The following is a 16,261-nucleotide window of genomic DNA, read 5'->3' on the forward strand; positions in this document are numbered from 1 at the left end:
ATTATGAATAGGGGCAAGTAGGTTTTAAAACCTAACTCAGCCCCTTTTTTCTATGCGGAGAAATTAAGATGTCAATTAGTGCAAAATTAGTCATGGAATTACGCGAGCGCACAGGTGCTGGTATGATGGAATGCAAAAAATTCCTGATCGCTACCAATGGTGATATTGAAGCTGCTATTACTGAAATGCGTAAAGCAGGTCAAGCAAAAGCTGATAAGAAAGCAGATCGCGTTGCTGCTGAAGGTGTGGTTATTATTGCTCGTTCCGCTGATGGACGTTCAGCGGTAATGATCGAAATCAACAGTGAAACAGACTTCGTTGCTCGCGATGAGAACTTCACTAGCTTTGCAGACAAAGTTGCTGCAGCTGCATTAAACAGCTCAGTTACTACCATAGAAGAAGTATCTGCGCTTACATTAGATTCTGGTATTACAGTGGAGCAAGCAAGACAAGAGCTTGTTGCTAAGATCGGTGAAAATATTAAATTACGCCGTATCGAGCGTAAGAGCACTGATGGAGTTATTGGTCATTACATGCATGGTTCTCGAATTGGTGTAATGGTTGCCCTGAAAAATGGTGACGAAACGCTTGCTAAAGATATTGCGATGCATATCGCTGCGAGCAAGCCAATTGTTGTTAGCCGTGACCAAGTTTCTACTGAAACAATTGAAAATGAGCGAGAAATCTTCACTGCTCAAGCTAAAGAAAGTGGTAAGCCACAAGAAATTATCGATAAAATGATTGAAGGTCGAATCAACAAGTTTGTTGATGAAGTAAGTCTATTGGGTCAACCTTATGTTAAAAACCCAGATATGAAAGTTGGTCAGCTTTTAAAAGAAAAAAATGCCGAAGTCACTGCATTCATTCGTTATGAAGTTGGTGAAGGTATTGAGAAGAAAGAAGACAACTTTGTTGAAGAAGTAATGGCTCAGGTTCGCTCATGATGAATGAAAGTCACCTAAAACTAAAATATAAACGTATTCTACTGAAGTTTAGTGGCGAAGCCCTTATGGGTAAGTCACAGTTTGGTATTGATCCTGCGGTTTTAGATACTTTAGCCAAAGACATCGCTGAACTAATTCAAATGGGTGTAGAAGTTGGCTTGGTATTAGGTGGTGGCAATTTATTCCGTGGTAAAGCGCTTTTTCAAGCTGGAGTTGGACGTGTAACCGGTGACCATATGGGGATGCTGGCTACAGTTATGAATGCTTTAGCAATGCGAGACGCCTTAGAGCGTATCGATTTACCTGCTCGTATTATGTCAGCTATTCCCATGATGGGAGTAGTTGATTCCTACCACAGACGTAAAGCGATTACTCATTTGCGTACCGGCCATGTAGTTATTTTTGCAGCCGGAACAGGGAATCCATTTTTCACTACTGATACCGCTGCTTGTTTGAGAGCTATTGAAATAGGCGCTGATGTGGTTTTAAAAGCGACTAAAGTAGATGGGGTTTATTCCGAAGATCCTGTTAAAAATCCTAATGCCACGCGTTATGATTATTTAACTTATAAAGAGGTATTAACTCAAGGCTTAGAGGTAATGGATTCTACGGCAATTTGTTTATGCCAAGATCAAAACATGCCATTACAGGTGTTTGATATGGCTGCTCCTAATGCGCTAAAGCGCATTGTTGAGGGCGAACGTGTAGGAACTATAGTTGGAGCGAATAATGATTAATGAGATTAAGCAAGACTCAGAAAGACGCATGAAAAAAACCATTGAATCATTGCAGGTTGATATGACAAAGATTCGTACTGGAAGAGCTAATGTTGGTTTGCTGGATCATGTTCATGTTGATTATTATGGTACCCCAACCCCGCTAAACCAAATCGCGAATATCACAGCAAGTGATTCACGAACTATTATGGTTACTCCTTGGGAAAAGTCTATGGTTGCTGCTGTTGAAAAAGCAATTTTGACTTCTGATTTAGGACTTAATCCATCTACTGCTGGAGCTGCAATTCGTGTACCTATGCCTCCATTGACAGAAGAGCGTAGAAAAGAGTTGATTAAAGTTGTCCGTAATGAAGGCGAACAAGGGAAAGTTTCTATTCGTAACATTAGGCGTGATGCGAATACCCAATTAAAAGATTTGGTTAAAGATAAGTCTATTTCTGAAGATGATGAACGTCGTGCTACAGAAGTAATTCAAAAATTAACTGATAAATACATTGCTGAGGTGGATGTATTATTAGCTAATAAAGAAAAAGATTTAATGGAAATTTAATCTTGTTGTATAGTCTAGTTGCTTGCAACTAGACTATACTCCCTCTATTTAGTTTGGTTACCGTTAAGGAAACCTGCTTGCGAGCGCCTAGCTACACTATTAATAATTAGTTCAAATATATTTTTAAAATATTGAAAGTCAATACTGTTTTTTATTTCTATCTTTGATAAGATACCTGGACTTTATTTCTATTGAAATAAGATCCTGTGGATATTTCTAATTTCATTCAATCTCACTAATTCCTGATATCTTGTTCTAACCTAATTAGAGCCCTTATTTTATAAGGATTTTCGGCTGTTTTTTCTATTGAATTCACGGGAATCTTATCCACAAAATCTGTGGATAACTCTGTGTATAGGGTGTAAAATTTCGTGTATTATCAGTAAAAGTGATAGTGTTTCAGAACTTACCAATGTATCTCTATGCGGTATTGGATTTGAGCATGGGAGCAAGAATGGCAGCAAATGATGAAGAATACTCTAATCCAGTTTATCAGCAGGCATGTGTCTACCTATCTGACTTAGATGCTGATTGGTCGTTAATCATTGAGCGGGTTGGTTCTTGTAGATTAGAGCCTAAATTAACTGAAGAGCCTTATGAGACCTTAATTCGTACAATTGCGCATCAACAATTGCATGGTAGGGCGGCTGAAGCAATTCTAAAACGTTTTTTGGCTTTATTTCCTGAAGATAAATTTCCTGAGCCAGAACAGATTTTATCGATTGAGAGTGAAGTAATAAGGAAATGCGGTTTTTCAATGAGGAAAATTAATACGATAAAGGCGATTGCGGAGGCTTGCCTTAGTGGTTTTGTTCCTACCCTTACCAAGGCAAAAGAATTATCAAATGAAGACTTGATTCGTGAACTTACGGTTTTACCAGGAATTGGACCATGGACTGTAGAAATACTTTTAATTTTTAATCTGGGGCGTTTGGATGTGCTTCCCGTTCATGATTTTGGGATTCGAGAGGGATATAAGCGAATGAAATCTTTAGATAAACAGCCTACGCCTAAAGAATTAGCAAAACTAGGGGAGAGTTGGAGTCCTTATCGAAGCATTGCTTCATGGTATTTATGGCGTGTTTAGGTTCAGATGCGTAATGTCATAGCCACCAAGTTAAGAAAAACCACATTGACCCCAGGAATTCGGTAGGCATTTACAAAAAACAGCCTTTTTTTAGATGAATCTAGTAATGGCTTCAAGCTCAGCCTTTTCTATGAGTTACTATAAATCACCTACATAATCCCATGATTCGACCCACATAATTTTTTTCAACTCCCCTGATTTTCCTACTCGTTGAAAAAAATGCTCTTTACTCTCCTCATTAGAGGCGATGATCACCATATTGGCGCTTTTTTTAATGGGGACTACTAGAATGTGTTTAAAGTATTTTTTTACTAGCAGGAATAGGGGCCATTGTTCTCTAATATTGGCAAGATTGAGCGCTAAAAAACCATCTTGAGCGATTATTCTTTGGCATGAGCTAAAGAATAATTCATTGTTGCATTCAGGAGGGAAATAGTTGGCGTTGTAAAGATCAATCATTAAATGTGCATACGTCGCTTGAGTTTGGGTAACATAATTCTTGGCATCCTCATGAATGATTGTCAGGTTCTTAAGTTCTTCTGAAATAAAAAAGCGTTTTGCAATATCAATTATTTCATCACTTTTATCAATCACCACTAATGGAGGTGGCGGCTGTTCTGTAGATAGCATTAATGGGATTCCTGCGCCACCAAGCCCAAGTAGACAACTTGGACCAGGATATTGACGTGCCATCAGGGTTAAAGCCGGTAAATAATGGAGTACTGGCTTTTGTGGATGGCGCCGGTTAATTACGGTTTGAAGCGCGGTCGAGCCTAAGGTTAACCAACGATAAAAAAAATTTTGATAAACCTTATAGCCTGAAGGTGATTCATAAATACATTTGCCAAACTTTGTTTTCCACATTGCAGTGCATCTATTCTGTTTGGAAGGGATAGATGGAACCAAGCTTAAGTATCTGCGTTAATTCATCTAAAGCTTGAAAGCTCTCGGTAATTAACTGTGGATCCACTAAATCTGCTGTACTTAATTCAGTACGGTAATGTTTTAATACCCAGCTATCTAAGGTATCTAATAGTTGATTATTCACTAAAACACCTTGGTGCATTGCTTGAAGCTCTTGTTCCTGCAGAGGAATACGCAGTCTTAAACAAGCAGGGCCTCCACCATTACGCATACTTTGCTTAAGATCCATATAATACACAGAATTAATTGGATTTTGCTTATCGATAAGTAACTCATCAATACAAAGCTTAACGCGAGGATTAGTTTCACATTCAATCGGTGCGACCAGCATCATCTCATTTTGATTCGCTAAACTAATAATCTGTGAATTAAATAGGTACGATTCTACTGCATCTTTAATACTCAGTTGCTCCTTGGTGATTTCAATAATGGATAAGGGAAAAGATGCTTTTTCGCGTAATTCATTCAAAACTATTTCTTGGTTATAGAATGCCTGCTCATGGACAAGAAATACGGCCTCATTTGCAACAGATATAACGTCATTATGAAAAACACCTTGGTCAATCGCAAAAGGGTTTTGGCAAGCGAAAATAACCTGTTCACTTGGTAATTGATGATTCCGAACAATTGCTTCAAATGCTTCCAATGTTTGACGAGCAGGGTATTTGCTTGGGCCTATAGAGTGCTCTCCTCTTGTTAATGCTTTTCTTCCATAGACAAAAAGATGAATCCCGCGTTGTGCGTGGTTCTGGCAGATACGGCTATGGTTCGCCGCTCCCTCATCACCAGTAACTGTTGAGCGAGGTAATATAGGATGATGGCTAAAATAGTTCGCATCAGCAAAGATAAATTGCAGCAGTTTTTGCGAAAAATCGGCTTCTTGGTGGCGATGCAAATTACCGATTAGATTGGCCGCGGTAAAATGAGTTTTATGATCTAAAGTATCAATACTCGGCGAAACTGTTGCTGCATTAGCAGTCCACATACTAGATGCTGAATAGCTGGCACTAAGAAGCTCAGGTGCTATTTTAAATGCTTTATTTATTTGCTCTGCAGCACTACCCTGAAAACCTAATTGTCGTAGTAACTCAAGATTTGGGCGTTGATGAGGTGGTAATACACCTTGTTTCAGTCCCATATTATGCAAGAGACGCATTTTTTCTAAGCCTTGACGCGCGGCTGCTTGTGGATTAGCCATGCTAAGTGCATTATTTGTCGATGCGATATTACCCGCAGCCAAGCCAGCGTAATTATGGGTCGGACCAACTAGGCCATCCATGTTTAATTCATACATTGTCATTTGCTATCCAATATAATGCCAGGTAATTTCTGCGTTGGCGTTGTTAATAAAGGTTGCTCCATACTAGCTATTGGATAAGCACAATAATCGGCAGCAAAATAGGCGCTGGGTCGGTGATTGCCGCTAAAACCAACTCCGCCAAAAGGTAGGCTGCTTGCGGCTCCTGTTGTTGGTCTATTCCAATTGATTAATCCCGCACGAACCCTCTGATAAAAGTGCTGATAATTTGCTTCATTATCACTCAGAAGACCTGCAGCCAAGCCATAACGTGTTTGATTCGCAAGGCTAATCGCCTCATCAAAATGGGTGTAGCGGTGAATTTGAACTAGGGGTGCAAAAATCTCTTCATCAGCAGGATTAATCACTTTAGTCATATCGACAATACCTGGAGAAAGCAAACCTGTATTTTCTGCCAATAGGCTCATAGATAATAAGGATTCGCCTCCAGATTCAAGCAATTTTTTTTGACTCTGTAGGTGTTTTAATGCTTGGTCATGGCTAATCACCGGTCCCATGAATGGTTCTGGCTGTTGATCATAGGGACCTACTTTTAATGATTGGCAGGCTTTGATGAAGCGTTTAAGAAATGCATCGCCTTGTACTGTATCAGGAATCATAACTCGACGAGCGCAGGTACAACGCTGTCCCGCGGTAAGTAAGGTAGACAATAGGGTATGATATACTGCCGCATTAATATTACTAATTTCATCAATAACTAAGGGATTATTGCCCCCCATTTCCAGGGCCAGAATTACTTCAGGTCGAGCACTAAATTGTTGATGAATGCGTAATCCAGTTGGATAACTGCCTGTAAAATAAACGCCCTGAATATCTTGAGCTAAAAGCACTTTGCCTGAGTGAGCATCACCTTGGATGCAATTAATTACCCCAGCGGGTAACCCACTATCATGCCAGCATTGCATAATTAGTTCAGCTACTGCAGGGGTATGTTCACTAGGTTTATAAAGAATCGTATTCCCGGCTAACAGTGCGGGGACAATATGCCCGTTACTTAAATGGGCAGGAAAATTAAAAGCACCTAAGACAACAACAACACCTTGAGGTTTAAAACGTAGACAAGCATTTGCTTCAGCTGTTGCATTGTATTTTGCTGCTGTACGCTCTTGGTAGGCTTGAATCGATATGTTAATTTTAGCGACTACAGAACTTACTTCTGTCTGTGATTCCCATAGTGGTTTTCCTGTTTCCTGAGCAATCAGTAGCGCGAGTTGCTCTCGCTTTTTTTCTACTTGTTCAGCAAATTTTTTGGTGTATTGGGCGCGCTGTTCAAAATCAAAGGCAGCCCAGGCTGGTAGTGCTTGATGAGCCGCGTCTGCTGCTCCAGAAATTTCATCTTCTGTGGCGCTAGTTCCTTGCCAGAATACCGTGCCATAACTGGGATTAATGGACTCTAAAGCAGAGCCATTGCTTTTTACCCATTGTCCATTAATGTATTGACCTTTGCTTTGCATCATATTTAAGCTTCCTAAGGTGTGGTCGCAATTTGTAAAGGAGAAACACGCACTACATCCCCTCGATTTACCTGTAGTAGATCAGCAGTTTTTTTGCTGAGAATACAGGTATTGTGCTCTTTATTAACTAATGCGGTATTGATGGTGGCACGAAAATTTAATTGAGCATTTGCTAGTAAATAATTCGAGCTACTTACTTCATCACTTAGACTACCAACGGTAACTAAACGACTTAACTTAACTGTTTTTATTTCGTTTAATGGCACTTCCAGAGTAGGGCCCCCATCAAAAATATCAACATAATTGTTATAACGAAAACCTTCTTTTAATAAAATACTCATAGCTGGGGCAGTTAATGGATGTGGCTGACCAATGACTGCCTGTGCTTCTTCCGAAAGTAATTTGACGTAGATTGGATTTCGTGGCATTAAATCAGCAATAAATTGTTTATCTGTGGCTAAGGTCAGTCTATCTGCTTCAGCAAAAGACATTTGAAAAAAATGGCTACACACATTGTCCCAAAAGGGTGAGCGCCCATGCTTATCGGAGACACCGCGCATGTCGGCAATCACAATCGGCGCAAAACGTCCCGGAAATTGAGCCATAAAAATAAAACGTCCCTTAGAGAGCAATAGCCCATTATTGTCCTTTCTATATTTAGGACTCAAAAAGAGGGTACATATTTCACTGCGCCCTTGATTATCATTTACTAGACTTAATACCTCATACTCACTGCGTATATTCAAAGTACGTGATATTCGTGTGCGCTTGGAAAGTTTATAAGAATAAAAAGGCGTATCATGACCTATACGAGCTTCAATTGCTGATACCCCGACAAGCTCTTTGTTTTTTTGGTTTTCCAAAACAAAAAGATAGTACTCACTATTGGGATGGACTATCTTTTTTTTATACGATGCACAGGACCAATCGATCCGTTTTTTTAATAGATTAATATCCTTAGGAAGCGTCGTCATCCCTATACCGCTTTGTTCTGCCAAATCATGAATTGCTTCTAAATCAGAATCAAGCGCGCTGCGAAATAACATCATTTTTTTAAGTCCTCTAAACCACCCTGTGCCAAATCAAGCAAAAGCAAGGCACTTAACGTTGCTCGCTCAGCCAAACTATCCAGTAAAATATATTCGTCATGGCTATGAATATTTCCACCTCGTACTCCTAAGGTATCTAAAACAGGTAAGCCATGTCGGGCTAGATTATTCCCATCACAACAGCCACCACTATCTTTCCAGTCAATGGTTAAACCCAGCTCTTTTCCTAAGTGTTGAACTCGTTGAAATAAACGTTCTGTACCGGCGCATACTCGCTTGACCGGTCTACCAAAAGTACCATGCATTGTTAATGAATAATCAGCACGTTTTAATTTCTGACCAATTTTAGCAAGCTCATTTTTAACCCATATTTCATCTTCAGGTTGACTGATGCGGATATCGAGTTTTGCAACTGCTTTATCTGGAACGACGTTTAAGGCTTCACCACCGGCAATTTTTCCAACATTAATCGTAACTCCTTCACGTTTGCCGTTTAGGGCATGAACTTCACAAACAGCCTCCGCTAAGTAACAAATAGCATTTCTACCTTCAGCAAATGCTCTGCCTGCATGAGCAGCTTTACCGCTGGCGATTAACGTGTATTTAGCACTGCCTTTTCTGTTTTTGGCCAATGTTCCTGTCGGTGTCATTGCGGGCTCATAAACTAAGGCGGCTTGGTAATGAGAAGCTAGCTCATCAAAAAGAATGCTGGAGGCCGGTGAGCCAATCTCTTCATCAGAATTGATTAGTACATCCCAGCCTAATTGTGCTGCTGCTTCTGTTTGCTCAAAAGCAGTTAAGGCATGCAGCATTACGATTAACCCACCTTTCATATCGGCAACACCGGGACCATTGACATGGTTATCATTAATGTAGGTTAGTTTTTGAAAAGAGCTATTGGCGGGATATACAGTATCCATATGTCCGCTCAGTAATATTCGGCGTTGTAGATGAGGACGTTTTCTAATGAACAAGGCATCACCACAACTTTCTATAGCCTCCGCTCCTGACATATTAATTACGGATAAAGGAGCGAGTTTTTTTACCTCAATTGCATCAGCGATGGGCTTGTACGCATCACTTAACGCTGTAGCGATTTGAGCAAGTCCGTGTAAGTTAGTAGTTCCGGAATTAATCTCACAAAAATAGTGTAACTGTTGCACCATAAGCTCTTCATTATTGCTTATGATACTTATTAGTTTTTTGTATGGTTCCATCATGATTTCAAACTCTAAATCTTAATTTTAAACAATAGCTTAAATTAAAAGGATTCACAACTCTAGGGTACTTTCCGTGCTCCTGAAGCCCGCGGACAAGCCGCGGGTCGTTGGTATAATATTTTTTCTCTCATCTTTGAATGCCCGTGTGTAAAGCAGGAGAAAATAATTACCACAACTTTTACTTATATATTGTTTGCCGATTGTTCGAGTCCTGGCTTAGCTTCTTTAGGTGATAATTGTAAGTTTTTTCCCAAAAAGCCATGGGCACACAGCGCATTAATATTTATTTTATCGTCTCGAGTTTCAGGAGGTGCTGGGACTAATTGATCGATCATCTCCAGTCGTATAATCAACTGATTTTGTTTTTCCATTAACTCTTCATGCTGTTTTAGACTCTCTTCTAATCGTTTCTTAACCGAGATCAACTCTGATTCTGCTGAACAAATACGGTCGGCAACTTGAGTAAAACTTTGTTCTTTATTTTTTACAAATTTTTCTAACCGTTCTTGGAAAGCGTCTCGTTGCTGGGCATCATTAATTACAGTACTTGAAAGAGTTTGTACTGCTACTTGCAATGTTGATGTAAGTTTGCGGGTTTTTTCTAACTCGTCCTCTAATTGTTTTCTTTTTACAGTTAATTCATCAACCTGTAATGTTAATAGCTGGGTGCAACGCTCATGATGTTTTTGTAAAGAGCTTATTTCATTTACAGCCGTATCATATTTTTGTTGATTACGGCCCAGATCTATTTTTAGTTCTTCGGCCGTGTGTTCCAGTTGCTCTTTAGTTTGTCGCAAATGTTTTTCTGTGATCATGTAGCTTTCAATTTGCACGCTAAGATCAGAGACTTCATCAGATAATTTATTGATATTAGACGTCAGTCGTTTATTTTCTTCTTGAAACTTTTCAACTTCAGTAGTTAGTTTTTGACGAATAATGTCTAAAGAGCGAATGGTTAATACAAGGACATCAGCAATCTCAAAAACGCCTCGTTTTAGTTTTTCCGTAATTATTTTTGTGTTTTCAAAATGATCTTCAAACACGATACCGCCAGTAATATAGGCACCAGCACTTAAACCACTTAGAGTAATAAGAAAACCAACATTAGCAGCAACACCTACCACTAAAGTTGGGCCTGTAACTAACAGTCCACCAAAAATCTTTTCCCATAAGGAGAGACTACCCCAATATTTAGTGATTGATGTGAGTATGCTCGGATTTTGCTCTAGCGAGTCAATAATGGCTTCCAGGCTATTTCTAACTTGGATTAACAACTCATTTGATGGAGCAATTGATTCGAGGCCTTTGGTATTTTGATCAAACGAATTGGGGTCTAATATGATTTTTTTTGCTGCATCAGAAAATTGTAATTGTGAAAGTACGTACTCTGCATTTGGAGGGCTTGGTTGTACTCCCTTATCTGCTTGTACTAACTTTGCAAGCTTGTGTTTTGTCGTCGCCATAGCTTACTCCCTGTTGTTAAGAATTTCCATATAATGACTATTTTTAATCACAAATTCATAGAGAAGCAAGTAAAATATTATATTTTATAAAATCCGTTAATTTATCAACGCGCTTTAAAACCTGGTTTCAAGTAACTTTGGCTCTAACTTAAGTTTACTTGCTAAGATAAGTAGTGTGTATCCTATAGAGATCCAAATTATCGCGGCTTGATAGCGATAATTTGAGTGTATTATTTAGCAAGTACGTATTATTAGTTATAAGCAGCTAAACTATAGTGTGAACTGTTTTGAGAAATTTTCCATTTCTTTGGATAATTCTTCGCATTGTTCTGCAAAAAAGCCTTTTTTTCTTAGAGCATTTCCATGTGTGATTAATGATTGAGAAAAGCCAAATGAAGGCAAATAGAGGATAATCCCTAAAATCATCTCCATAATTCCCACTATATTAATGAGTTTTGGATGTTTCACCTTTAATTCTTTGGCCAGCAGCTCATAATTCTTGATGGATTGTTCTGATGGCATCATGATTAATTCAGCGGTGCGCGAAACCGCTTCAAGTAAAAGTCGCTTTCCATTGATATTTAGATCATTTAAAGTGCCCATCATAGTAAATAATTGGTTACCAACCACTTTAATTGAGGGGTTTATTTGGGGTAGCGCGAGTAGCTGTATTCCTTGCTCAATCCGAAGAGGGAGCAATGCTTTAACACGTAAATGAGGGCAATTCATATCACGCCAATAAATTAACCATGATTTGCGTGAGTCTGCTACTAATTCATTATAATGTGCATTAATATAACTATCCAAGGCGTTCCATATAATCCGCCGGTGAAAGTTCATTCCACGTCCCTTGACCATTGCTGCCGCGGCATCTAAAGAGCGTTCAAACTCTTCTTTGGAGAGCGGATAACTAGATTCAAAGGATTTGAGTAGATTATAATAGGTTGAGGACACCGCGCCTCGATCAATTGCGTCTTTGCATGAAAAATTATAGCTCTTAGGATTGATTGTTCTAATTATATAATCTGTTAGCTCATATTTTATAAAATGGAGCCAAACAGCTTGTTTTTGTGCTGTTGAAAGTGAATTTTCTGATGAGATACCTTGTATTTTAAAACTTTTTTCCAATAGCTCTGTGAGTATCCTATGTTCCTCTTCTGAGCTTCGAAATAAGATAGCCCTAGCTTTAGGGCTAATAATTAAATCAGAAACCCCACTTTGATGTGATTTACCTTTTGCAATCTCACAAAGCTCATTAAATACAGCATCATAGGAATTTTTATCATCAGTAATTTGATAATTATGGGAAGCCATTATTCCTTCATGCGCAGGTAGGGTAATCACCATCACTTTTAATTCAGATGCATCTTCTAACTTATGGAGCGTAAGAGTTAAGTCGCGTTCTTTCGAACCAGGAATATCTAAATCACTTCGATGATAGCCCAAATTATTAAAGTAAATATGATTTATCTCTCGTGATGATTCTTTTGCATTGATTTTCAACCAGCGCATAAAGAGGGGGCTTACACGTTCCTGGCCATTATGTCGTTGGGCTTGCGTGCTAAAACGATATTCAAGTGCATCATCAGTAGTTTTATAGGAAAAGTTTTTAATCGTTGGAATATTTGTAGATAATTGTGGCTTAAAATTTCGTGAAAATATAGAAAGTAGACGATTAAATACTCCCTCCGCATCAACAGGAGACATTTCGTTTACAACATTTTCGGAGTTAATTAACTGTTTTTTAATTAAGCTACTGATGTTGGATTCTAAAGGACGAGCCTGTGAAGAAAGCGCATTTATCCATCCTGCTAACTCCTGCTCCAAGATGTGGTTATCATTGTGGTAAATAACTTTAACTAATTCATCTAATGAGTCATTTTGATCATCAGTAAGGGACACTTCATTTTCAATTAATTGTTCTAGAGAAGCAAGAATGGATGAGTATAAGTTTCCATAAGGCGTATTTTCATTATAAGTCTCTTGCAGGCACAGTTCTAATTGCTCAAGTTCGGGCAGTAAGTTTATAAGGGTAGGATTTAGTGCGGGTTTTAATTGAAGAAAATAGGCATAGCAGTTACGATTGTGTACCGCATCGCTTGATAGTGATTGAGTAGGTGCAGTAGTGGTCATAACGCGGACTCCATTGAACAAATATTCGCCATTATATTAAAAATAAGGGCATAATGGAAGTGGGGGAGTATTTCTCTACAAATTTTTGTTTTAAGGTAAAATTGTGAAAAATTATAGTTGTCTTGATGTCTGTCATTCTGATTGGAAAAGTATTTTGAGCCAGGCTTTAGACGCTATGGACGAAGAGTACTTAGAACAATTAATGGATAATCCTAGTTGGCTTCCGGGTTCCGCACGTATTTTTGCTGCATTTAGTTTACCGATGGAGGGTACTCAATATATTTTATTTGGTGAGTCCCCTTATCCACGCGAGGAATCAGCTAATGGCTATGCCTTTTGGGATAATGCCGTTGGTGAGTTGTGGAGCCCTAAAGGATTAAGTACAGCAGTCAATCGCGCTACCTCATTACGCAACTGGATTAAAATGATGCTTGTTGCACGTGGGGATTTATCTATTGATAATACCTCACAAGAGAGTATTGCACAGTTGAATAAAAACAGCCTAGTACAAACAGGAGAGCAACTGTTCCAGGGAATGATGAACAAAGGAATTTTATTACTTAATGCTTGCTTAGTTTATAGCGAAGGAAAAGTACCTTATCATGCGCGTCAATGGAAGCCTTTTATGCAAAGTTTTTTGAGTCAATTAGCGGCTATCAAACCGACTATAGAATTAATTTTATTAGGAAAAATTGCAGAAAAAATTTCACAAGATCAATTACCTGTAGGATTGCGTGCAGAACATCCATATAATGTTAGCTTTATAAGCAATCCCAATGTGATTGAATTTTTTAAACGCCTGGACTTAATGTCATTATGAATAAATCAACAATTAATGCAGAAGAAGTAAATAAGTTTGCTCAACATGCGAAACATTGGTGGAATCCTGAGGGGCCATTAAAAACCCTACATGATATTAATGGGGCTCGATTAGAGTTTATTGCTCAGCATGTTACGTTAAATAATGCCACTGTTTTAGATGTCGGCTGTGGTGGTGGAATTTTATGTGAGGCACTGGCAAAGTCAGGCGCGAAGGTTACGGGCATTGATGCGGAACAAGATGCCATTCATGCAGCCCGGGAGCATGCGAAAGATAATAACCTCTCAATTGATTATTTTTGTACCCCTATTGAAGATTATGAAAGTAAACGCTATGACGTAATCACCTGCATGGAAATGTTGGAGCATGTGGAAAATCCACACATGGTTTTTGAGCATTGTAAACGCTTACTCAAGCCAAATGGATTTTTGTTTCTATCAACGATTAGCCGCACATTAAAGGCTTATGCAAGTGCAATCATTGCCGCTGAATATATATTGAATCTTCTGCCTCGACAAACGCATGATTACAGCAAATTTATAAAACCTAGCGAGTTGATCTCTATGGCGAGGTCTTTTGACTTTAATTTAATGGACATGAAAGGGATGGATTACAACCCTCTTTTGAGAACCGCTACTTTAGGGGCTGATGTGCAAGTGAATTATTTGGTAGCCTTGCATCTGCCAGAGACTTCATCCTAATGTGGGCTGGGCTGTAAAGCCCTGCGTCCAGGAATAGAGGCTGTGTTTGCTGGGCTTTACAGCCCAGCCTACGCCTTGATTTCAGTTAACTAGCTATGCGCTTGTTCTGTATCCTTCTTCTTATTATAACGTTCCTGAAATCTCTGGTACGCATATTTAGCCTGTTCCGTTGTCACTACATCCACTTCATTTCCATAGATGTCCACCCGGGCGGCATTTTCTTTTTGGCAGCTCAAATAAGCAGGGGAGGCACTGTAATAGCTTAATGCTTCACGAAGTGCTTTTTTGCTAAATGGAGGAGAATCTAGGCGCTCATAAAAATCAATTATATCGTCAAAGATTCCAATTTTTAGCGGTTTAATTTGGCTTCCCTTTTTAAAGAAGGCACTGGGGAAGTGTTCGATTAACCAATCTATAATTTGCAGCTTGTCTTTTTTTATTGCAATTTGTTGTTGCTTATCCATCATTTTGCTCTAAAGCGTTATCATTTGCCGAATAAGCTACCATATCCGAGGACAGAATCAAGCTTTGTATGCAAATTAACCAATATTTATTGTCAAATTGTAGAACAAAAAAGACCTTATTGCTTAAAGATTTGTAAGAAATATCTCAATATAGACGTAGAAAATAGCCGACATTGCTTTCGTGTGATTTTACCTGACAAAATAACTCTTTGTATTATAAGGTTTTTTATTAATCTTTAATAAAATTAACGATTAAAATTAATATTTTTTTATATTTTTTGAGACTTGCACTTCGTAATCACAATTGCTAAATTCAGAACATGACTTATAGGGAAATTTAAGTCAACAAATGGACTTGAAATCAAACGGATTTGATTTTGTCAGTGATGACATATAAGAACTGGACGTTCTTATACGGATGACTGCGAAAAGAGCCAGGTTAAAAACCTGGCTTTTTTATTTTATCAAATAATTTCTTAGCCGACTAGATAACCTGAACGAGATAAGAATTTCTTATCAGGGAAGTAGGCAAAGATTACAGAACCATTTTTAATGGTATTAATTACAGGCTTAGCTAATTTTTCAGAGATTGCTGGGCATCCCCAAGATAAGCCAGCGCGGCCAGATTTACGAATGAAGCCTGGATCCATATACCAGGCTCCATGCATTACAACGCGTCGGTTGTATGCATTGTCATTGAATCCCTTATCTAATCCTTGCAGATTTAATGAGTATCCTTTGTGGCCGATATAGGTTCCTTTAGTAATATAGGTACCTAGACTGGATTGCTTACTTGAGTTTGTGTTTGAAAAATGAGTTGCATTATTACCGCCAGAGTTTCTGCCGTGAGCAACATAAGTATTATATAACAGCCGTTCTGAGTTGAGATCAAATACCCACATACGTTCTTTGTTTGACGGTAATGAGTAATCAATTACTGTAAGTACAGGCTTCTTTACAGCCCCTTTTTTGTTAGCATTGGTGTATGCGGTTAAGGCGAGTTTTAGTACTCTTTTATTTAACCTTGGGGCTTTAGATGCCAAATGTTGGACTTTTGCGTTTATATCTGTTTCTGTGTTTGCAAAAGATGGGGTACTAGATGTTAAATTACCGGTTAACAGGACGGTTGAAATTAGAGTAAATAATGTATTCATACAGCTCCCTATTCTTATAAAATCACCGTTATTGGCTCTTAAAAAAACGGTGATTATATTAACAATTGAGGCAATTGTAAAATCACAAGATCTTTCCTTGTCCATAAGGGTTAAATGTTATTCAATTCAGGAGCTTAGAAAAGTAAGCAAAAAGAGTATGAGACAATTACCGGGCTTTTTGTGTAAAATTTGCACTGTTTCAAGGTTAATTAATAGCTCAATTTGAATTAAATTACACAAAAT

General features: G+C 38.5%; 15 protein-coding genes. 6 read left to right on the forward strand and 9 right to left on the reverse strand.

Annotation, left to right across the window (positions count from 1 at the left end):
• Window positions 1–68: 68 nt before the first annotated feature.
• From tsf to E1P08_RS01085, 4 genes are all read left to right on the forward strand, one after another.
• A complete protein-coding gene (tsf, locus tag E1P08_RS01070) occupies window positions 69–944 on the forward strand; it encodes a translation elongation factor Ts (protein WP_133135175.1) in 876 nt (291 codons plus the stop codon).
• Window positions 941–1,681, forward strand: a complete 741-nt coding sequence (gene pyrH, locus E1P08_RS01075; protein WP_133135176.1) for a UMP kinase — start codon at window positions 941–943, stop codon at window positions 1,679–1,681. Before tsf ends, pyrH begins: the two co-directional genes overlap by 4 nt.
• Entirely contained in the window at window positions 1,674–2,231 is a 558-nt protein-coding gene (gene frr, locus E1P08_RS01080; protein ID WP_133135177.1) for a ribosome recycling factor, read from the forward strand. The genes pyrH and frr overlap by 8 nt, the downstream gene beginning before the upstream one ends.
• Before the next feature lie 454 nt (window positions 2,232–2,685).
• Window positions 2,686–3,318, forward strand: a complete 633-nt coding sequence (locus E1P08_RS01085) for a DNA-3-methyladenine glycosylase family protein (protein ID WP_133135178.1) — start codon at window positions 2,686–2,688, stop codon at window positions 3,316–3,318.
• Window positions 3,319–3,456: 138 nt separating this feature from the next.
• On the opposite strand, the gene E1P08_RS01090 is transcribed toward E1P08_RS01085, so the two are convergent.
• From E1P08_RS01090 to E1P08_RS01120, 7 genes are all read right to left on the reverse strand, one after another.
• Window positions 3,457–4,182 carry a spermidine synthase gene (locus tag E1P08_RS01090; protein WP_133135179.1) on the reverse strand — a complete coding sequence of 242 codons (726 nt, stop codon included), beginning with the start codon at window positions 4,180–4,182 and terminating at the stop codon, window positions 3,457–3,459.
• A gap of 10 nt (window positions 4,183–4,192) precedes the next feature.
• Entirely contained in the window at window positions 4,193–5,542 is a 1,350-nt protein-coding gene (gene astB / locus E1P08_RS01095) for an N-succinylarginine dihydrolase (protein WP_133135180.1), read from the reverse strand.
• Window positions 5,539–7,017, reverse strand: a complete 1,479-nt coding sequence (gene astD, locus E1P08_RS01100; protein WP_133135181.1) for a succinylglutamate-semialdehyde dehydrogenase — start codon at window positions 7,015–7,017, stop codon at window positions 5,539–5,541. Before astD ends, astB begins: the two co-directional genes overlap by 4 nt.
• 11 nt (window positions 7,018–7,028) lie before the next feature.
• A complete protein-coding gene (gene astA, locus E1P08_RS01105) occupies window positions 7,029–8,063 on the reverse strand; it encodes an arginine N-succinyltransferase (protein ID WP_133135182.1) in 1,035 nt (344 codons plus the stop codon).
• Window positions 8,060–9,283: a hydrolase gene (locus E1P08_RS01110; RefSeq protein WP_133135183.1), complete on the reverse strand. Its 1,224-nt coding sequence runs from the start codon at window positions 9,281–9,283 to the stop codon at window positions 8,060–8,062. The genes astA and E1P08_RS01110 overlap by 4 nt, the downstream gene beginning before the upstream one ends.
• Window positions 9,284–9,465: 182 nt before the next feature.
• Window positions 9,466–10,746 carry a LegC2/C7 family Dot/Icm T4SS effector gene (locus tag E1P08_RS01115; RefSeq protein WP_133135184.1) on the reverse strand — a complete coding sequence of 427 codons (1,281 nt, stop codon included), beginning with the start codon at window positions 10,744–10,746 and terminating at the stop codon, window positions 9,466–9,468.
• A gap of 270 nt (window positions 10,747–11,016) precedes the next feature.
• Window positions 11,017–12,879: a hypothetical protein gene (locus tag E1P08_RS01120; protein ID WP_133135185.1), complete on the reverse strand. Its 1,863-nt coding sequence runs from the start codon at window positions 12,877–12,879 to the stop codon at window positions 11,017–11,019.
• 103 nt (window positions 12,880–12,982) lie between these two features.
• Between E1P08_RS01120 and E1P08_RS01125 the strand changes: the two genes are divergently transcribed.
• Both E1P08_RS01125 and ubiG read left to right on the forward strand, forming a co-directional pair.
• On the forward strand, window positions 12,983–13,699 hold the full coding sequence (locus E1P08_RS01125; RefSeq protein WP_165485047.1) for a uracil-DNA glycosylase family protein: 717 nt from the start codon (window positions 12,983–12,985) through the stop codon (window positions 13,697–13,699).
• Entirely contained in the window at window positions 13,696–14,400 is a 705-nt protein-coding gene (gene ubiG, locus E1P08_RS01130; RefSeq protein ID WP_133135186.1) for a bifunctional 2-polyprenyl-6-hydroxyphenol methylase/3-demethylubiquinol 3-O-methyltransferase UbiG, read from the forward strand. Before E1P08_RS01125 ends, ubiG begins: the two co-directional genes overlap by 4 nt.
• Before the next feature lie 89 nt (window positions 14,401–14,489).
• Here ubiG and E1P08_RS01135 read toward each other — a convergent pair whose 3' ends face one another.
• Complete coding sequence (locus E1P08_RS01135; protein WP_165485094.1) at window positions 14,490–14,864, reverse strand: ProQ/FinO family protein; 375 nt, start codon at window positions 14,862–14,864, stop codon at window positions 14,490–14,492.
• Between the two features lie 476 nt (window positions 14,865–15,340).
• Window positions 15,341–16,018 carry a murein L,D-transpeptidase catalytic domain family protein gene (locus E1P08_RS01140; RefSeq protein ID WP_133135188.1) on the reverse strand — a complete coding sequence of 226 codons (678 nt, stop codon included), beginning with the start codon at window positions 16,016–16,018 and terminating at the stop codon, window positions 15,341–15,343.
• Window positions 16,019–16,261 lie beyond the last annotated feature (243 nt).

The sequence above is a fragment of the Legionella rowbothamii genome (genome assembly GCF_900639985.1).
GTDB lineage: Bacteria > Pseudomonadota > Gammaproteobacteria > Legionellales > Legionellaceae > Legionella > Legionella rowbothamii.